The organism is Lysinibacillus sp. NPDC098008 (assembly GCF_044760715.1).
In the GTDB taxonomy this organism is placed as follows: Bacteria; Bacillota; Bacilli; order Bacillales_A; family Planococcaceae; genus Lysinibacillus.
Genome location: NZ_JBIWBA010000003.1, coordinates 204,645 through 224,828, shown reverse-complemented (window position 1 = coordinate 224,828; position 20,184 = coordinate 204,645). Strand labels below are relative to the sequence as shown.

The 20,184-nt window shown below is 40.0% G+C and carries 22 protein-coding genes; all 22 read right to left on the bottom strand.

The features are described from left to right. Window positions 1-130 precede the first annotated feature (130 nt). Entirely contained in the window at window positions 131-805 is a 675-nt protein-coding gene (locus ACIQVU_RS05860; protein ID WP_340808548.1) for a zinc metallopeptidase, read from the bottom strand. 60 nt (window positions 806-865) lie between these two features. Further along, a complete protein-coding gene (gene lhaT / locus ACIQVU_RS05855) occupies window positions 866-1,462 on the bottom strand; it encodes a lipoprotein heptaprenylglyceryl N-acetyltransferase LhaT (protein WP_340805223.1) in 597 nt (198 codons plus the stop codon). Between the two features lie 194 nt (window positions 1,463-1,656). Beyond that, window positions 1,657-2,451: a menaquinol-cytochrome c reductase cytochrome b/c subunit gene (locus tag ACIQVU_RS05850; protein ID WP_340805222.1), complete on the bottom strand. Its 795-nt coding sequence runs from the start codon at window positions 2,449-2,451 to the stop codon at window positions 1,657-1,659. A 41-nt stretch (window positions 2,452-2,492) separates the two neighbouring features. Continuing rightward, window positions 2,493-3,167, bottom strand: coding sequence for a menaquinol-cytochrome c reductase cytochrome b subunit (gene qcrB, locus ACIQVU_RS05845; protein WP_340805221.1), 675 nt, complete (start codon window positions 3,165-3,167; stop codon window positions 2,493-2,495). 19 nt (window positions 3,168-3,186) lie between these two features. After that, window positions 3,187-3,693, bottom strand: a complete 507-nt coding sequence (locus ACIQVU_RS05840; protein WP_340805220.1) for a QcrA and Rieske domain-containing protein — start codon at window positions 3,691-3,693, stop codon at window positions 3,187-3,189. A gap of 155 nt (window positions 3,694-3,848) precedes the next feature. After that, entirely contained in the window at window positions 3,849-4,298 is a 450-nt protein-coding gene (locus ACIQVU_RS05835; RefSeq protein WP_340805219.1) for a YpiF family protein, read from the bottom strand. Window positions 4,299-4,428: 130 nt separating this feature from the next. After that, window positions 4,429-4,986: a ReoY family proteolytic degradation factor gene (locus ACIQVU_RS05830; protein ID WP_340805218.1), complete on the bottom strand. Its 558-nt coding sequence runs from the start codon at window positions 4,984-4,986 to the stop codon at window positions 4,429-4,431. Window positions 4,987-5,000: 14 nt separating this feature from the next. Further along, window positions 5,001-6,251 (bottom strand): tetratricopeptide repeat protein, encoded by a 1,251-nt coding sequence (locus ACIQVU_RS05825; protein ID WP_340808547.1) that lies wholly within the window; start codon window positions 6,249-6,251, stop codon window positions 5,001-5,003. A gap of 111 nt (window positions 6,252-6,362) precedes the next feature. Further along, on the bottom strand, window positions 6,363-7,652 hold the full coding sequence (aroA, locus tag ACIQVU_RS05820; RefSeq protein WP_340805217.1) for a 3-phosphoshikimate 1-carboxyvinyltransferase: 1,290 nt from the start codon (window positions 7,650-7,652) through the stop codon (window positions 6,363-6,365). Window positions 7,653-7,732: 80 nt separating this feature from the next. Next, on the bottom strand, window positions 7,733-8,830 hold the full coding sequence (locus ACIQVU_RS05815; protein WP_340805216.1) for a prephenate dehydrogenase: 1,098 nt from the start codon (window positions 8,828-8,830) through the stop codon (window positions 7,733-7,735). After that, window positions 8,827-9,927: a histidinol-phosphate transaminase gene (gene hisC, locus ACIQVU_RS05810; protein WP_340805215.1), complete on the bottom strand. Its 1,101-nt coding sequence runs from the start codon at window positions 9,925-9,927 to the stop codon at window positions 8,827-8,829. Before hisC ends, ACIQVU_RS05815 begins: the two co-directional genes overlap by 4 nt. Before the next feature lie 18 nt (window positions 9,928-9,945). After that, entirely contained in the window at window positions 9,946-10,314 is a 369-nt protein-coding gene (gene aroH / locus ACIQVU_RS05805; RefSeq protein WP_340805214.1) for a chorismate mutase, read from the bottom strand. Continuing rightward, entirely contained in the window at window positions 10,311-11,402 is a 1,092-nt protein-coding gene (aroB, locus tag ACIQVU_RS05800; RefSeq protein ID WP_340805213.1) for a 3-dehydroquinate synthase, read from the bottom strand. The genes aroH and aroB overlap by 4 nt, the downstream gene beginning before the upstream one ends. A 3-nt stretch (window positions 11,403-11,405) precedes the next feature. Then, window positions 11,406-12,587 (bottom strand): chorismate synthase, encoded by a 1,182-nt coding sequence (gene aroC / locus ACIQVU_RS05795; RefSeq protein ID WP_340805212.1) that lies wholly within the window; start codon window positions 12,585-12,587, stop codon window positions 11,406-11,408. Window positions 12,588-12,860: 273 nt separating this feature from the next. After that, a complete protein-coding gene (locus tag ACIQVU_RS05790) occupies window positions 12,861-13,631 on the bottom strand; it encodes a CheR family methyltransferase (protein ID WP_340805211.1) in 771 nt (256 codons plus the stop codon). An 84-nt stretch (window positions 13,632-13,715) separates the two neighbouring features. Then, window positions 13,716-13,946: a hypothetical protein gene (locus ACIQVU_RS05785; protein WP_340805210.1), complete on the bottom strand. Its 231-nt coding sequence runs from the start codon at window positions 13,944-13,946 to the stop codon at window positions 13,716-13,718. Between the two features lie 175 nt (window positions 13,947-14,121). After that, on the bottom strand, window positions 14,122-15,747 hold the full coding sequence (locus tag ACIQVU_RS05780) for a long-chain fatty acid--CoA ligase (protein ID WP_340805209.1): 1,626 nt from the start codon (window positions 15,745-15,747) through the stop codon (window positions 14,122-14,124). Between the two features lie 75 nt (window positions 15,748-15,822). Further along, a complete protein-coding gene (locus ACIQVU_RS05775) occupies window positions 15,823-16,590 on the bottom strand; it encodes a 3-hydroxyacyl-CoA dehydrogenase (RefSeq protein WP_340805208.1) in 768 nt (255 codons plus the stop codon). A gap of 15 nt (window positions 16,591-16,605) precedes the next feature. Continuing rightward, the gene (locus ACIQVU_RS05770; RefSeq protein WP_402894360.1) at window positions 16,606-17,754 is read right to left on the bottom strand and encodes a thiolase family protein; all 1,149 of its coding nucleotides are present in this window, start codon (window positions 17,752-17,754) and stop codon (window positions 16,606-16,608) included. Window positions 17,755-17,967: 213 nt separating this feature from the next. Next, the gene (ndk, locus tag ACIQVU_RS05765; RefSeq protein ID WP_340805206.1) at window positions 17,968-18,384 is read right to left on the bottom strand and encodes a nucleoside-diphosphate kinase; all 417 of its coding nucleotides are present in this window, start codon (window positions 18,382-18,384) and stop codon (window positions 17,968-17,970) included. Between the two features lie 86 nt (window positions 18,385-18,470). Further along, the gene (gene hepT / locus ACIQVU_RS05760; protein ID WP_340805205.1) at window positions 18,471-19,445 is read right to left on the bottom strand and encodes a heptaprenyl diphosphate synthase component II; all 975 of its coding nucleotides are present in this window, start codon (window positions 19,443-19,445) and stop codon (window positions 18,471-18,473) included. Between the two features lie 19 nt (window positions 19,446-19,464). After that, entirely contained in the window at window positions 19,465-20,169 is a 705-nt protein-coding gene (locus tag ACIQVU_RS05755; protein WP_340805204.1) for a demethylmenaquinone methyltransferase, read from the bottom strand. Window positions 20,170-20,184: the final 15 nt, after the last annotated feature.

Below are 20,184 nucleotides of genomic sequence, written 5' to 3'. Positions count from 1 at the left end.
TGGTTGTATATAACCAAATCTATAAAAGAAATAGGAAGAAAAATGACAAAAGCCATCGAGAGTGAACCTCTCGATGGCTTTTGTCTACAGTCTGACTTGTTATGGTCATACAACCATAACAAGTTTTCTCTTAGTCATCACCGCGCATATTTGTAAATATTAAAATTAAACGTAATAGCTCTAATACAGCGACTGCTGCTGCTGCCACATATGTTAAAGCTGCGGCACTTAATACTTTACGTGCTGGACGCTCCTCTTCATTTGTAATAATCCCAAGTGAATTCATTTGCACTAAAGCGCGTTTAGATGCATCAAATTCTACTGGCAATGTTACCAATTGGAAGACAACCCCCGCTGCTAATAGGACAATCCCTAACAGCAAGAAATTTGTACTACTTGCAAAAATACCAATCATTACGAAAATCCAAGACATATTTGATGAAATATTAGCCACTGGAACGAGCTTACTGCGTAAAGTAAGCATAGAATAAGCTTCTTTATGTTGGATGGCGTGGCCTACCTCATGGGCAGCTACAGCAGCACCTGCAACACTCGCTTCATAAAAGTTACTCTCTGATAAAGCAACAGTCTTGGTTGCCGGATTATAATGATCTGACAACACACCTTGTGTCGGAACAACTCGTACATCATATAAACCATTGGCATCTAAAATCGCACGCGCTACCTCTGCACCTGTTTGTCCCTTCATTGTACGTTGTTTTGCAAATTTCTTATACGTCCCCTTTACCTTCATTTGTGCGTAAAGCGGCAACAGCATAATAATTACAAAATAAACAATATACATGCCTGTTGACAATATTCTAACCCCTTTCTACCTCGATACTATAATTTTATAATTAATGCTCTAATTCGGCAAATATTTGCGCCATTTAATTGAGAAAATAGCGAGTAAAATACAGGCAATGGATAACCAAAATGTAAAGTAGCCAATATAGCTTGTGTAGTTGGCTAAATCTCGATACATTGGCATTTGTCCAAAAACATAATCAATGACATCATTATGCAATGTCCAAATAGCCGCTATCACTACATGCCCATAAGAAAAAACGTATTTTTGAATATATAAAACTGCCTGTACTGCCATCGCAAAATGTGAACCTACAAGCATCCAACCTTGCCAGCCAATAGAGCCTGTTTCAATCAATGTCCAAATATTCATGACATCTGCCCATAAACCATATTTCACTAATGTAACAAGCGCTAAAACTTCCATCAGCGGCCAGCTTTTGCCCATAATCCAAGCTAGCAAAACAAAGCAAAAAAAGAGGCTCGCTGTAGGGCTATCTGGTACAAAAATATAAAAAATAGGCTTCGTCATTGCAAGCTGCCAACCATACCAATAATAGCCATAAATCGTTCCTATTACATTAATGATGAGCAAGGTGATTAAAAAGGATTTATGGGTGAGAAGATACCAAATATTCGCTCGTATTATGTGCATGATTACAACTCCTTGACTCCCAGCTTTACTAAAAATAGTTACAGCTTATTATGTACCTCTACCGTAATATTTAACAGCACGATAATGCCATTTTTTTATCCTACTATGTATAAGGGAACTTTTAGGCTTACGTTTCAGCCACAGCATGAAGGTAGAAAAAAAGAGCCAGTTTCCTGACTCTTTTAAATTATAGTTTATTCAACAGGTTTTAAGCTTGCAATAAATTCAGCTAATTGCTTTGCTTCTTCATCTGTTCCATTGAATTGACCTGCTGGCATCGCACCACGACCATTATGAATAATATCTTCAACTTCCTCAGCCGTTAAAGTATTACCACCTAATGCAGGTGCTGCTGGTGCTTCTGTAAAGTCAGCAGCGTGACAAGAAATACATGATTTCGCTTGCTCACCAGTTTCACCTGTCCAAATTGCATAACCTGGAAGTGTTTCATCTACATTAAATTCCACTTGTGTTGGAATTTTACCCATCTCTTTTTGAGCTACCCAGTCATGGTTAGCCACTGACTCCCAAGTTAGGTAGAACATTGCTGCTAATGTTAATAGCATAAAAGCTGTTGGTAATGGACGTTTAGATGGACGGCGCTCTGGACCTTTGTCTAAAAATGGCATTAATAATAGCGCTCCAAATGCAAGACCTGGCATCACAATAGCTCCAATTACATTGTATGGACCAGAAGCAAATGAGTATTTTAAAAGTTGATACATAAATAAGAAGTACCAGTCCGGTAGTGGTGTATATGCTCTAGTTGGATCAGCCGGCCCTTCAAGTGGTGACGGGTGAGCGACTGTTAATAACAAGTATCCAATTAAAAATACAGCACCTACCATCCATTCCTTCAGTAAGAAGTTCGGCCAGAAAGCTTCCGTCTTACCTGGATATTCGGAATAATCCTTCGGAACGTTCGGCATTCTGTGATTCGCTTTAATACGTGAATCGCCGACAAATTTCATTCCTTTTCCGCGATGCATAGTGTCCCCTCCTTTTAAAGATCATTGAACCGTTTCGTTCATTACAACGGTCCTGAAATTCCTTGTCGACGAATCATGATAAAGTGTGCTGCAAGTAACCCAAACAATACTGCAGGCAAGAAGAATACATGAATCGCAAAGAATCGTGTTAACGTTTGAGCACCTAGAATCGTTGTGTCACCCGCTAATAATATTTTAATCATTTCACCGATAAACGGTACAGATGCAGCAATTTCGATACCTACTTTTGTAGCGAATAATGCTTTCATATCCCATGGTAATAAGTATCCTGTAAAACCAAGACCCATCATTACACCAAAAATACCTACACCAACCATCCAGTTTAACTCACGAGGCTTCTTATAAGAACCCGTGAAGAATACACGAAGTGTATGTAAGAACATCATTACGATAACTAATGAAGCTCCCCAGTGGTGCATACCACGTACGATTTCACCAAATGCTACTTCGTTTTGTAAATAATAAACTGATTTCCAAGCATTCACAACGTCTGGTACATAGTACATTGTTAGGAACATACCAGATAAAATTTGAATTACTGTGATGAAGAATGTTAATCCACCAAAGCAATAAACGAATGCTGAAAAATGATGTGCAGGGTTAACGTGCTCTGGCACTTCGTGGTCGGCAATATCACGCCAAATCGGTGTAATATCTAAGCGTTCATCGACCCAATCATAAATTTTATTTAGCACTTTTGTCGTACCCCCTTACTTATTTAACTAGAGTATTTGCTTTTGCTGGACCAATCATTAAATAGCCATCTTCTTCTTGTACATCAAATTCATCCAACGGACCTAGAGGCGGTGTACCTGCAACGTTTTTCCCGTTTTTCTCGTAACGTCCTGCGTGACATGGGCAGAAGAATTGATCAGGGTGTGCTGAATCTCCACCCCAGTCCACCATACAACCTAAATGCTTACAAACTGGTGAAAGGGCAATGATTTGATCGCCACTTTTATAAACCCATGCTACATCTGTAACCTGTGATTTGTACCATGCATCCACTTGTTCATATGAAAAGTCAACTTTTACTGGCTCTTCAGTCAGGTCAGCGATTTTATGCTCTGTTTTCACAAAATCTCCACCATCATGCTTTTGTAACACTGGATCAATTGCAAAACGAACCATTGGCATTAGCATACCTGCCGCCATAAATCCACCTACACCAGTCAGTGTATAGCTTAGAAACTGACGACGTGAAACTCGATTTTTACTCACTTATTTTCCCCCCTCTAACTTAAAGGTCAGTCCAACGGACATACTTTTACAAATAGTAATACTAGGACATATATATGATATATCAAGTCCATAGCTTGGTCAATATAGCATTCTGTGGAAAGCTGGAGAATGTGAACATTTATTGAAGCTAAATGTTACATTTGTGCCCATTTCGTCGAAAGCAATGGAATCACTTGGCGCAACTGATCTTCCAAGATAGATTTTTTAACATTCGCATCCATACTTTCTAGTGGAATTGCTGGTAACCAAATCATATTTACGTTATCTCCAATACTTGTCCAAAAATGATCGCAAGTAACGAAGAACACATGCTTAAAGCCAGCATTATGTAATTGTGCTTCTAATTGCTGTGGCAAGTCATCAGATTTTAAAGATGGTATATACGAAAATGGCGGCATAACGAGCAGACGTCCCTTAAATTGCTTTTCTATAAAAGATGTTAAAGACATAATAAAATCTGCTTCCGCACCGCTCTGCTTTATTTTTTCGGCAGCTAGATCGATGGATACAAGTGGCACAATGGCTGTATCAATAAAATCCTTCTGCGCCATAAATGCTGTGACATCGTTTGCATTAAAATACATTTACCAAACCTCCTTTTACTGCAAAATAAAATGCCCTTCTCCACACTTTAATAGGATAACCAATTAAAAGTGAAAGCAATCATTCACTAGTAATGTTACCATATTAAAGCGGTGAAAGGGCATTCAAATTTTACCTATGACTCGTTGTTTCCTTTAATGCTTGTAACAAATTAGACAATTCATAAAAACGTTCCTTATCTCCCTTATCAAGAGCCTCATCAATTTGTGCAAGTAATTTTTCTTCCTGGAATACGAGTAAGCTATTGGAAAGCAGTTCTTCCGCCAGTAACCGATCTTTTTCACTCACAAGCAGTGTTTCTGGCATATATGGGTTTTCTTCTAGAACTGCTAAGTATTGTGCACTTGGTGGTACATTTGGAAAATTCAATTGGATATACATATCTTCCTGCTCATGTAAGCGCAAATCATGGAATGATTTCTCAGCATCTGCCGTCATTACATTGCCTTTATAAAATCGAAAAGGCACACCTGTTGAATCAACTGTTGACATCACCATTGCTCTTGGACAATAGTGAGCTTCCTCCACAAAACGGATTCGTTTTAAAAGATCATCATTACTTAATAAATAATTTAAAATCCATACACATTCTCGTCGCTTCAATTGATAATTTTTTAAAAACCATCGAACAAATGCCTTTTTATCAACAACTGATACAGAAGCAGTCATACCCACTCCCCCCTTTACTCAAATTCTAAGGTTTCTAATAGCTCTTGCCACACTGGTTCACCTGGTTGTATGCTTAATAATTGTTCAAGAACCTCTTTTGCCTCTGAACGTTTGCCTTCCTCTACTAAAAAGTAAACATATTTTTCTAAAAATGCTGCGTCTTCCTTAAAATCATTATATGCCAAACGGTAAAATTCGTATGCACGGTCGTACAATTCTAAATTTTCATATGCCTCTGCCGCAAAAGGATATAACGCACTCCATTCAAAATCATTTTGCTGTAAGGTTTCAAACAATTCGATGACGTCCTCATAACGCTCCTGCTGTCCAAAAATGGCTGTAAGAGCCAATACTGCCTCCATATATTCAGGATCAAGCGCTATTGCCTCACGCAAATATTGCTCCGCTTCCTCTGGTAAGCCATTTTTTAGTGCCATTTTCCCTGCAAATAAATAGAGTGACTTATCATATTCATCGCGCTTTAAACCTTCCTGTATAGCCGTGTATGCTTTTTGATTATCCTCTAGCATGGCATAGCTTTCCGCAAGCAATAAATACGCTGAGAAGTAATCAGGGTCTAATTCTTTTAATTCCTCCAATTGCTTAATGGCTATCTCATATTTTTGAGATTGGAAAGCAGAATAGGCAGCGCCAAATAAAACATCAGGCTTTACCTCATCCTCAAGTGCTTTTACATAATAATCAAACGCTATTTCATAGGCAGCACCTGCACGATAGACCTCTGCCAGTCGCTCTACAAGGTTTACCCCTGCAAATTCACCTTGCTGCTCATATAATTCCTCATACAATCTAGCAGCCTCTAAAAAGCGACCTGTTTCAAATAACAGCTCGGCTTTCGCAAAGTGCAGTAATGGCTCGTCTGGCAAAATTGCCAATGCCTCATTAATACGGGTTTCCGCTACCTCAAATAGCCCTTGCATTTGATAATAATCGGCTAGAACAAGTAATGCTTGAGGGTACTCTTGTGATGTGTCATCAATTGCTAATAATAAATCCAATGCCTCGTCCTCATCACCAAGCTCCATTAACACATTTGCATGATCTATTTTTAACTGTGCCTCCTCTGGAAATAAAAATTGTAAATGCTCCAGCACACGGTCAGCTTCCTTCATATATCCATATTGCATAAAAATTTCAGCTAGCGCATAGATATCCTCTGGTAGCTCCTTTGTTAAAAATGATTCCAGTAGCTGATCGATTAATGCCAAGTTTCCTTGCTCAAGTGCTTGCATCATTTCAGTCATCGCATTGTTCACAGTTATTCACCTATTCTTTCATTAATACCTTTATGCTACAAAACATTTCCTATTGAAACAAGAAAAAACTCCCCAAAAGCTTGGAGAGTTTATGATTGCTTATTTCTTCACGGCTTCAATATGCTCAAAGAATGATGGGTATGATACAGCGATACAGTCAGCGTCGTCTAATGTGACTGCTCCATCTGTAATTAATGCAGCAATTGCACCCATCATGCCAATACGATGATCACCATATGTTTGCAGGCTCGCACCATGCAGTGGTGTTGGTCCTTGAATAATCATGCCATCTGCAGTTGCTTCAATATTCGCTCCTAGCTTTGTTAGCTCATTGACAACAGCTGTTATACGATCCGTTTCCTTCACTTTTAGCTCCTCAGCATCTTTAATCACTGTTCGACCTTGTGCTTGTGTAGCAAGCAGTGCAATAATTGGAATTTCATCAATTAAACGTGGAATCATATCGCCTTGAATAGTTGTAGCGGATAATGATGATGCTGCTATTTGTATTGTTGCTGTAGGCTCCGCTTGTGCAGCATCATTTGGCGTTACTGTCATTGCTGCCCCCATTTTTTGAAGAACCTCTATAATACCATCACGCGTTGGATTAACGCCGACATTTTCTAGCGTTATTGTACTATTATCGCAAATAGCTCCTGCCACTAAGAAGAAGGCTGCTGAGGAAATATCGCCTGGTACAGCAACATGCGTTCCTTGAAGTGCTTGTCCACCTTCTATGGAAACAACCCCATTGTTGACATCTACATGTGCACCAAATTGACGCAGCATTCGCTCTGTATGATCTCGCGATACCTCTGTTTCTCGTACAATTGTCGTTCCTTCAGCACGTAAGCCCGCAAGTAAAATAGCAGATTTTACTTGTGCGCTCGCTACAGGCATTTGATAATCAATTGCTTGCAGTTTTGTTCCTTGAATAGCAAGCGGTGTATATTGTCCATTTGCACGACCTGTAATGTGAGCACCCATTTGGCGTAGCGGGTCAATCACACGGCGCATTGGTCGCTTGCCGATAGAGGCATCTCCTGTCATGACGGAATGAACCGAAGAACCTGCTAAAATGCCCAGCATTAAGCGTGTTGTTGTGCCTGAGTTACCTGTATACAATACCTCTGTAGGCTCCTGCCAATTGTCAATTCCCGGACTTTGAATTGTTACATTTGTTCCCTCTACCTTAATACGAGCACCAAGCTTTTGGAAGCAATCAATGGTACTTAAGCAGTCTTCACCTAATAAAAAACCTTCCACTGTTGTTGTACCTGTAGCAATCGCTCCAAACATCACAGCACGGTGAGAAACGGACTTATCGCCAGGAATCGTTAATGCTCCTTGTAAAGAAGGCTTATTATATTGCAAAACTTTTTCACTCATTGATTTTCTCCCTTTCTATGAAGACGGGACTGCCAAGAAAGGTAATGTTTTCTTAGCAGTCCGCCTCTATTATCAATATACTATGAAATATATGTTTCGAATTTCGCTCGTTTTTGAATACATGTCGCTGCACGTTCACGGTCATTTTCACTTTGGAAGCTAATAACAAGAATACCAAAAACATCTTCACGAGATTCTACAATTCTTAAATTTGTAATACTAATCGCTTCATCCGCAAGCAAGCCTGTCACCTCTGAAATCACACCTGGATAGTCAGGAACATCCACATATAAATCGAACGGTGTATACATAGCACCTGCCCCAATTGGTAATTCATCTCGCAGCTCTTTAGCAACAGCAAAATAATCCTCAATATCTTGCGCTGTACCACTTGTTAGTAGTTCCTTAATGCGATGCATCTCCTTTTCCCAGCCCTCAAGCTGTGTCAGTAGCTCATCACGATTTTGTAACGTAATATCTCGCCATAAGGTAGGATTAGAGGAGGCGATACGTGTCACATCACGAAAACCACCTGCTGCAAGGGAACGTGTCATTGGGTATTCCCCATTCTCGCCTCCTAGTTGATGAACAAGTGAGGCAGCAATTACATGCGGGAAATGACTAACAACCGCTGTCATATGATCGTGTTCGCTGGCAGATACACTAACAACCTTTGCATGCGTGAATTTTAGCAAGCTTTCAAGCTGTGCCATATGGACAATTTCCTCACCAGCAAGCGGCGTTAGCATATAGTAAGCATTCTCGAAAAGATGGGCCTTTGCAGCTAACACACCACTTTTATGAGAGCCTGCCATTGGGTGTCCACCAATAAATGTAATACCAAGCTCACGTAGCTCCCCAGCTTTTTGCATAATTAATTTTTTGGTACTTCCTGTATCTGTTACAATCACTTTATTTTTTAATGGCCATGATTTTAATTGCTCCATCCACTCAAGTGTTGCATTAACGGGTGTGCCAAAAATAATAACATCAGCATCCGCAGCAACTTCCTTTGGGTCTGTGACAATATCATGGACAATATTTAATGTTTTGGCATGCTCACGTGTTTGAGCATCCACATCATAGCCAATAATTCGAGTTTCAGGTGCTTTTTGTAAAGCAAGTGCAATAGAGCCACCAATTAAGCCTAGCCCGATAACGAGCACTTTGCGTGTCATGCAAAAACTCCCTGTTCCTTTAAAATCACATCAAGCTGGCTCAGCAATGCTGCATTTTGAGCCTCTGTGCCAATTGTCACACGGATAAATCCTGGCATTCCTAAAGCATTACCACTGCGGATAATAAAGCCCTTTTTCATCAGCTCTTGGAACACAACATCACTATCAGCCTTTGTATCAAAGAAAATAAAGTTTGTATCAGATGGGAAGTATTTCAAATTATGCTTTTCACAAAACTCAACATATTGCTTTTTACCTTTTTCATTTGCATCACGACATGCTTGAATATAGTCCTGATCACTAAGTGCAATAGCTGCAACAGCCTGACTTAAAATTGTATTATTAAATGGCGCTCTTACAGGATCAAGCTTGGCAATGACCTCAGGCTGTCCAATGGCATAGCCAACGCGGAACGAGGCAAGACCATATGCTTTTGAGAATGTACGTAATAAAAGAACATTTGGATAATCATCAATAATCGGCAATGTATTTTTATGACCTGAGTGTGTCACATATTCAATATAAGCCTCGTCTAAAATAACGAGAACATCGCTTGGCACTTTTGCTAAAAAATTACGTAAATCAGCATCAGGAATAACAACACCTGTAGGATTATTCGGGCTACATACCCATACAACAGATGTTTGTTCATCAATTGCTGCTGCCATCGCATCTAAATCATGTGCGCCATCAACGCAAGGAATTTTGCGTACTTCTGCACCTTCAATTTCAGCATTATGCCAGTATTGAGAGAAGGATGGGTCAGCCATCACAGTATTGACACCTGGATACAGTAAGGCACGCGTAATAATAGCAATTAAGTCATCAGAGCCATTTCCAAAAAGAAGTTGTGTTTCTTGCACGCCTAAATAATTCGCAACAGCCGTACGCAAATTTTGAGCGTAGCCGTCTGGATAAAGTGCATGATTCACTGCATTATTTTGCAAATAAGCAGTTACCTTTGGTGAGCATCCAAATGGATTTTCATTTGATGCTAATTTAATAACTTCCTTTAAGCCATATTCACGTTGTACTTCTTCAATTGGTTTCCCTGGCTTATATGCTTGCATACCATCCAATTGCTGTTTCCATTTCATCTACAACATCTCCTCTACTTATTTCGCCTGCGCTAAATCTGGTCTTAATTTCACTGCATCATTAAGATACACATGCTTAACATCTTTCTGTGCTACTTCTACATTTGCATGAATTAATACACGAATACATAATGGCAATGCATTGGGTACATCCATTTCATGTGTACACATCACAGGCACATATTGCCAGCCCTCCATCAAACGTACTGCACGTGCAGGAAATGCTGAAGTAATATCAGGTGTTGCAGAAATTACAATCGATGCAATATCATCGATTTCCACATCATTGACTGCTACAACCTCACGCACTAATCGCGCTGTTTCATCCCATACAAGCTCTGGCTTGTCAGATTCAATTGTTATCGCTCCTCTAAGTCCACGAATCATACAAGCACCTCCGCTAATAGCTTTCTATACTCTGCATCGACCTCTTGACATTGTGCTAAATCAATAGCTTGTACAAAAGGTTTGCCGATGTCCTCTAATAATACAAATTGCAAAATACCATATTCTGTCTTTTTATCCTTCAACAAATAAGTTGTTAATTGTTCAAATGAATACTCAGCAACAGCCTCAAAAGGATAGCCATTTTTGATAGCAAACTGTAAAAAGGCTGTGGTAAATGCACGATCTAGCTTGCCGTATTGTTCGCTTAGTAATAAACAATAGACAAGCCCAATCATAACAGCCTCACCATGTGCTACCTTTCCATAGCCAGCAGCAGCCTCAATGGCATGTCCATATGTATGACCTAAGTTTAAAAATTTACGTACAGATTGCTCTGTTTCATCCTCAGCAACAATATGTGCCTTCACTTCAATGCCTTTCTTAAGCTGTTCGGCTAATTCATGCTGATTAAAATGAAGCACCGAATCTGCTGCCATTAGCTTCTCTAGCCAGTCGCGATCAGAAATCATCGCATGCTTTATTAATTCTGCTGTTCCTGAACGTATTTCACGTTCGGATAAACTTGCTAAAAAGGCTGTATCATAAATAACACCTTCAGGCTGATAAAATGCACCAATCATATTTTTTCCTAATGGATGATTAATGGCTGTTTTACCACCAACTGCCGAATCATGCGCTAAAATCGTTGTTGGAATTTGAATAAATGGAATGCCGCGCATATAGGTAGCTGCCACAAAGCCTGTTAAATCGCCGACAGCTCCTCCGCCAAAGGCAAAAACAAATGATTTGCGTGAGCATTTTTGCTCCAATAAAAATGTTTGTGCAGCATTATATTGCTCAAATGTTTTACATGCCTCACCACCAGGCAATATAAAAACTTCAAAATCATATGGGAAATTTGAGGTGAAATATTCACCTTGTGCTGCCCACACATTAGCATCTGTCAGTACAATCAGCTTATCTGCTTTTTCTAGCTTATGTGCAAATCCTTGTATAGCTTCTGTTAAAAACTGATGACCTAATACAACCTCATAATGATGTGATTTTGTTGCAACTGGTACACGCATACATTAGAACCCCTTTGTATATTGTCGATGTTCATCAATTTGAGCTTTTAGTTGTGGTAGTTGGTCACTATGGAATTGCTCTAAAATTGCATTAGCTATTTCCCAGGCAATAACATGCTCGGCTACAATAGATGCTGCTGGTACTGCACAGCTATCAGAGCGTTCAACGCTTGCTTTAAATGGCTCTTTTGTATCAATATCCACACTTTGTAATGGTTTATATAAAGTAGGAATTGGCTTCATTACACCACGTACAACAATTGGCATACCAGTAGACATTCCGCCCTCTAAGCCACCAAGTCGATTGGTCACACGTGTATAGCCCTCTTCTTCAGACCAAATAATTTCATCATGCACCTCAGAGCCTTTACGACGTGCCATTTCAAAGCCAATGCCAAATTCTACACCTTTAAATGCATTAATGGATAGCATAGCAGCCGCTAATTTAGCATCCAGCTTACGATCATAATGAACATAAGAACCTACACCTGCTGGCACTCCTTCAATGATAACCTCCACAACGCCACCAATGGAATCGCCAGCTTTTTTCGCTTCATCAATTGCCTCTACCATTTTGGCTGATGCCTCTGGGTCCACACAATAGCATGGGTCAGCTTCTACAATGGCACGAATTTCATCTGCAGATTTCCCTTCTACCAAGGAAGTATCAGCTTTAATCCCTACAATTTCTGTAACATGTGCCACAATGGAAATCCCTAATTCATTTAATAATGCCTTTGCCACAGAGCCCACTGCTACACGTACAGTTGTTTCACGGGCTGAAGAACGCTCCAAAACATTGCGTAAATCACGATGACCATATTTCATACCACCTACTAAATCCGCATGACCTGGTCGTGGTCGTGAAATTTGACGTTTAATCTCCTCTGGATTCACATCATCTGCTAACGGCTCAGCACCCATAATTTTTGTCCAATGCTTCCAGTCATCATTTGTGACAACTAGTGCTACAGGAGAACCAAGTGTTTGTCCATGACGTACGCCTGCAACAATCTCTACTGTATCTGTTTCAATTTGCATGCGACGTCCACGTCCATGACCTCCTTGACGTCGTTTTAAATCATGATTAATTTTTTCTGCTGTAATTGGTAAGAGTGATGGTAGCCCCTCAATAATTGTTGTTAATTGGGGTCCATGTGACTCACCTGCTGTTAAGTAACGCATAAAACACTTTCTCCCTTCAACTCGCTAAAGTATGTATTTTTCACTATAACATATATTCTTTAAAAAAACAGTCCTTTTGCCAATGCTTTTAGACATTCGCCTTATTAACTATTCCTTAAATGTGAATATTCTGAACGATTTATGATAAAAAATACGCCTTTGCTTATAGTAAGCGAAAGCGTATCAATTATCTCTATCCAATGCTTTGCTTTCATGTATGTAGATAACAGCTAAGATGTCATTCATACAAATGCTTTTCATTCATATTATTAATTATTTTTTTCGATAGAAGAATGTATCCTCTACCTCAAATTCATAACGAGCTGGATTAAAAATTTGCTCTGTTGATCCAACAAATAAAATACCATCCTTGCGTAAAGCTTTACTAAAATCGTTATAAATCTGATCTTTCGCTTCCTCTGTAAAGTAAATCATAACATTGCGACAAACAATTAAATCATAATTGCTATCATAGGAATCCTTTAATAAATTATGCTTTTTAAAGGTTACACATCGCTTAATTTCATCCTTTACACGATAGAAGGAGCCTTCTTGTTCAAAATACTTGGCTTTAATATCTTGTGGCACTTCTGCTAAAGAGCGTTCAGGATAAACTCCTAGTTTTGCCTTTTGAATAACATTTTCATCCAAATCAGTGGCGATAACTTGAATTTGCGATAAAGGTACTAATTGAGATAATACCATGACTAATGAATAAGGCTCTTCTCCTGTTGAACAAGCAGCACTCCAAATTTTCAAACGTTTATTTGTTTGTAGTAATTTCGGAAATATTTTCTTTTGCAATACTTCCCAACGCTTACCATTACGATAAAATTCGGAAACATTAATCGTCATGCGATCTAAAAACTCATTCATTAAATCACGATCTTGTTCAAGTGCCTTTAGAAAGTCCACAAAATTACGATAGCCCTTTTTCTCATAAAGAGAGGTTAATCGTCTTTTCATTTGCGCTTCTTTGTATAACGCTAAATCAATTCCTGTTTTGCGCTTAATACCTTCTATAAATTGTTCATAATCAGACATACAGTCATCTTCCCCTCTAGCATCGTATTTCCATTATAGCGGAAAAGAGCCAATCCTGAAATAGTCTTTCTCATGTATCATTAGTTACTTCTGTGTGTTTTGTTTTTCCTCTAATAGTAACACTTTCGACTGCTCTAATTCCAGACGCATTTTTTCAGTTTCCATTGTATATGTTTCTAATCGAAGCTGTTCTAGCTCAAGCTCTTTCTCGATTGCCTTTAGCTTAATTTTTTGCTGTCTTGTATGTGCGTCTGTAAAAATACCAGCTAAGGAAATAATAACACCACCAATAATCGCTACAATAGCAATTGACAATCCGTTCACATCCTTTCGTTACTTAAAATTATACAGCAAAATCAACTAAATCGTTTCACTTTTCTGGAATTTATGTGCATAAAAAAATGAAGGTAGCCTGTCACCACCTTCATCGCATTATATGGAGCAGTTTTTTCTTAGATGGAGCATCCACTCTTTCGAATTAAGCGCCTCATTAAACTTGTACTTGATAATCTTTTAATTCTTCTCGTAATTTTGCCTTTAAAAACTTCCCTACAGATGTTTTCGGTACCTCATCAATAAATACAATATCATCTGGAATCCATGTTTTATGGAACTGTGCTTGTAAGCTTTCTAGCAGCTCCTCCTTGGAAATGGCATCCTTATATTCAGGCTTTGGCACTACACAGGCTAATGGTCGTTCAAGCCATTTTTCATGTGGAATAGCAATTACAGCAGCCTCAAATACTTTTGGATGCGACATTAACGCATTCTCAAGGTCTACAGAGGAAATCCATTCCCCACCGCTCTTAATTAAATCCTTTGTACGATCGGTAATTTTAATATAGCCATCAGACGTCATCACCGCAATATCTCCCGTATAAAGCCAGCCATCCTTAAAGGCTTCCTCCGTACGCTCATCACGGTAGTATTCATTGGCAATCCATGGGCCTCGAATCGTCAGTTCTCCCATTGTTTTGCCATCCCATGGCACTTCACCATTTTCATTGATAATCCGTGTTTCAATCAGCGGCATTGTCATCCCTTGGGTAATTCGAACATTCATTTTTTCATCAGCACTATAGTCCTCCATATGCGTTAAATAGGTGGATAGACTGACAAGCGGCGATGTTTCTGTCATCCCATAGCCTGTCATATAAGGAATATTAAGCTCTTCCTCAAAGCCACGTACAAGCCCGATTGGTGAGGCAGAGCCACCACAAACAATTAATCTCATGGATGATAAATCGCGAGGGTTTTGACGTTGCTCCTGTAAAACACCAAGCCAAATGGTTGGCACGCCTGCTGTTAGCGTTACTTTATATACTTCAAATAATTCCAATAAAAGCTGTGGTGTAAACAGCGGTCCCGGCAATACTTGTGTCGCACCAAAGCCAACACTTGCAAATGGCATGCCCCATGCATTAGCATGGAACATTGGTACAACTGGTAGGACAACATCTGATTCGCGAATAGCAATACTATCTGCAAGCCCCGCTGCTAAGCTATGGAGCACAATACTGCGATGCGTATAAACAACACCCTTTGGCATACCAGTCGTGGCACTTGTATAACACATCCCAGCAGGTGCATTTTCATCTAAATCCTCTGGGAATGTAAAATGCTCATCGGCATCTGCTAACAGCGCTTCATAGGACAGTGCATTTGGAATTGGTAATGATGCCACATCTACAGCATCTCCCATAATAATAAAATGCTTGACTGTTGTAAGCTGCGGCACAATTGGTGCAATAAGTGGCACTAAATTATCATCAATCAATAAAATTTCATCCTCTGCATGATTAATTACATAAGCAATATGCTCAGGCGCTAGCCGAATATTAATCATATGCAGCACCGCTCCTGCACAAGGCACGGCAAAATAGGCTTCCAAATGACGATGATGATTCCAAGCAAATGTCCCTACCTTCATCCCACGCTCCATGCCCAGCTTTGTTAGCGCATCTGCTAATCGACGAGTTCGTTTTACATACTCTTTATATGTAAACTCATGAATGGTTGTAGCACTTGTTCGTGAATAAATTTTCTTAGCATGAAAAAATCTCTCCGCACGATTCAAAAAACTTGTTAATAATAAAGGTGTATCCATCATATGCATTATAACGCTCCCCTTCGTAGACAAATTTTTGAAATAATCAAGCTCAACAGCTACTACAAATCCACTAGCTTCTACTTATTTTGGCTGCATACGAATAGCTCCATCTAGGCGAATCACCTCCCCATTTAACAAGCCATTTCGAATAATACTATCAACTAATAGCGCATACTCCGCTGGCTTACCAAGACGTTTAGGAAATGGTGTCATTTGCGCAAGGGCTACTCTTGCAGGCTCTGGTAATGTTGCAAACATTGGCGTTTCAATTAAGCCTGGTGCAATCGTCATTACACGCACACCAATAGCCGCAAGCTCCCGTGCAATTGGCAATGTCATCGCAGCTACACCACCCTTTGAAGCACTATAGGCTGCTTGTCCAATTTGCCCATCAAATGCAGCGACAGACGCTGTGTTAATAATAACGCCACGCTGCCCATCTTCATTTGGCTCATTATGCTGCATTTTTTCTGCCGCTAAACGAATCACATTAAATGTACCTACTAAATTCACAGCTATAATTTTTTCAAATAGACCAAGCGCATGAACGCCACGCTTTGACAGCACCTTACTAGCATCCGCAATGCCTGCACAGTTAACTGCAACATTCACCTTGCCAAAAGAGGCAATCGCTTGCTCAAGACCTGCTGCTACATCCTCTTCTTTCGTCACATCTACTCGCGCATAAAGAGCATTTTCCCCCAGCTCCATTACAAGTGCCTCTCCACGCTCATCATTCACATCAAAAATAATCGCTTTGCCGCCTTGTCCAACAATATGGCGAACGGTCGCCTCCCCTAACCCTGATGCACCACCCGTTACGACCGCTACTATTTCATGGTTCTCCATCCAACATAACCCCTTTTACATTTTTTCAATAATCGTGGCATTGGCCATCCCCATACCTTCGCAAATAGCCAGTAAGCCATAGCGATAATTTTCCCGCTCCATCCGGTAAAGCATCGTTGTTAGCAGCTTTGTCCCTGTTGCGCCTAATGGATGCCCTAGTGCAATCGCTCCCCCATCTGGATTAAGCTTCTCAGGGTCGCCACCAATTTCATGCAGCCAGACGAGCGGCACAGGTGCAAAGGCTTCATTGACCTCATACGTATCAATGTCCTCGATTGCAAGGCCTGCTCGTTCCAACGCCTTTCTCGTCGCCTCAATTGGTCCTGTTAGCATTAATGTTGGGTCAGAGCCTACAACAACCCTTGTCTTAATTTTAGCCAATGGACGAATGCCAAGCTCCTGTGCCTTGTCCAAAGACATCACAACAACAGCGGATGCCCCGTCACTCATTTGGCTTGCATTTCCTGCTGTAATAACGCCATCCTCCTGAAACACCGTTTTTAAGCCATTTAAAATATCGACGGTTGTTTCTGCGCGCGGACCCTCATCCACTGCAAATGTTGCCATAGAGCCATCCTCCTGCGGTATTTGAATAGGTAATATTTCTTCTTGGAAACGACCTGCTTCAATGGCAGCAATTGCCCGCTGATGGCTTTGATAGGCATAGTGATTCAACTGTTCTTTCGATAAAGACCATTTTGCAGCGATTTTCTCTGCTGATAGCCCTTGATGGATAATTGTATAATTTTCTTGTAAGCGTTTACCTTTATGGGCATTTTCCATATTAGCGCCCATCGGCACCCTTGTCATACTTTCTACGCCACCTGCAATCACAATATCCATATCCCCCGCTAAAATTGCCTGTGCTGCAAAGTGAACAGCCTGTTGGCTAGAGCCACATTGACGATCAATCGTTACTCCAGGCACACTGTCAGGAAAACCTGCCATTAACAAGGCTGTACGTGCAATATTCGCACCTTGTTCAGCGGTTTGCGTCACACAGCCTAAAATGACATCGTCTACCTGTGCCTTGTCGATGCCTGCTCGCTGTATCGCCTCCTGCAGTACATCCGCTGCTAAATCATCTGCTCGAACATGACTCAGTGCCCCCCTACTACGACCGACGGCTGTTCGAACTGCTGCAACAATCACCACTTCCCTCATTTACATACCCCTTTTCTTTGATCATCCTTCACAGTTTATTGAGAAGGCTAACGATATATTCCTCATTTAATTATCAGAATATTATAGCATTTATTGTACATGATACAGAAGTTTTTAACAATTCTTTATGTATCTAGCAATAGATTCCATCGTTTTTTTGGACAATAAAAAAAGCAATCCCAATATTGTGAGATTGCTTTATCTATTCACAAATTAAACTAAATCTTCACCGAAGAATAAGCCGATTTCGCGCTCTGCAGATGCAAGAGAGTCAGAACCGTGGATGATGTTGTGAGAAACAGTTGTTGCATAGTCACCACGGATTGTACCTGGGTTAGATTCTTCAGGTTTTGTTGCACCCATCATTGTACGAGCAAGTTTAATGATATTTTCGCCTTCCCATACCATAGCGAATACAGGACCAGAAGTGATGAAGTCAACTAATTCACCAAAGAATGGACGCTCAGCATGCTCAGCATAGTGCTTTTCTGCTAATTCTTTTGGAATTACCATTAATTTAGCACCTTTCATGATAAAACCGCGACGTTCGAAACGATCAACGATATCTCCGATTACTTGACGCTCAACGCCATCTGGCTTAACCATTAAAAAAGTTTTTTCAATTGCCATGTTTAAAACACTCCTTAAGTTCGTCTAACAGGTTTTACACCTACCGATAAATATTAACAAAAAATGAGCCTTTGTACAACAAAAAGCTAGAATTTGCGCTTACCCATAAACAATGCAACATCACGCAGTTTTTTCTTAACGGGATGTTTTGGTAAAGCCTCTATTTCCTGTAAAGCCTTTTTTAAGTATTTATCACTCATACGATTAGCTTGCTCAATCGCAGGAGATTTACGCACATATTGCAGCATATTTTGACGTTCCGATTCTGTTAATGTACCTGCAAACACCTTTACTAAGTATGGTTGCAGCTCTGGATCATCTTTCAACAATAATATCGGTAAGGTAATATTGCCCTGCAATAAATCACTACCTGCTGGCTTTCCTAATTCCTTATCTGTTGCCATTATATCTAACACATCGTCGATGATTTGGAAGCTCATGCCAACAAAGTAGCCGAAGCGTTTTAAATGGCGTACTGTTTTTGCATCTACACCTGCCGCTACAGCACCTAGCTCACAGCTAGAGGAAATAAGCAATGCTGTTTTACGTTTAATTCTTCTAAAATAATCTTTTAAACCTTGATCTAGTCTAAATTTATCCTCAATTTGAATGACTTCACCGTTACAAATCTCTACCATTGTACGTGCTAAAATTTGATGTACAAGTGGGTCTTCTAGCTTTGTAATATATTCTAGAGCACGTGCAAAAATAAAATCGCCCGTGTACATTGCTACTCTATTATTCCACTGTGATTTGACCGTTGGGCGTCCTCGTCGCATATCGGAATCATCAATCACATCATCGTGTACAAGAGATGCCATATGAATAAGCTCTAAAGGCACTGCTACATCCTTCATCTTCTCAATATCATATTCGCCAAATTTCGCACCTAGCAACACAAAAATTGGTCGTATCCGTTTGCCACCAGCTTGTAGTAAATGGAGAGAGGCATCGTTGATCAAATAGGAAGACGAGTCCACTGCTTGTTCTAACTCTCGTTCAATGATATCGATATCTGATTTCAAATCGGAATAGAGTAGTTTTAACTTCATCTTTTCCACGTGTGAAAACCTTCCCCCATTAACGTACCTTTTTAAAGCCCATATGCATTGCCGCAGCCCCGCCACTGTATGCTTTGTACGTTACTTTTTCTAATCCTGCCTGCTCAAACAATGCCGCTAACTTCTTCATACCTGGGAAATCATTTGCAGATTCCTGTAGCCAAGAATACTCCTTATAGCTTTTCGCAAATATTTTACCAAATATCGGCATTATAAATTTAAAATAAAAACGGAATAGTTGACGATAACCCGGAATTTCTGACTGAGATGTTTCCAAGCAAACAACCATACCACCTGGCTTTACGACACGCTGCATTTCCTTTAAAACTTGTAAATAATCTGGTACATTACGAAGACCAAAGCCAATTGTGACATAATCAAATGTATTGTCTGGAAACGGTAATTCCATCGCATTACCATGAACCAGCTCAATTTGTGGATATGGCTTTACTTTCTGTTCGCCAACCTTTAGCATATTTTTACTAAAATCTAGTCCCTTAACCTCGCCCGTTTCGCCAACTGCCTCCGCTAATGCAACTGTCCAATCCGCTGTTCCACAGCATACATCAAGTGCCTTTGCTCCAGGTTTTACAGCCATGCGCTTCATCGTATCGTTACGCCAGCCAACATGCATCTGGAAGCTAATGACACCATTCATTTTATCGTAGTTGTCCGAAATACTTTCAAATACTTCGTGAACATGTTCTTCTTTTGTTTTAGCCATTTTGAAAAACCTCTC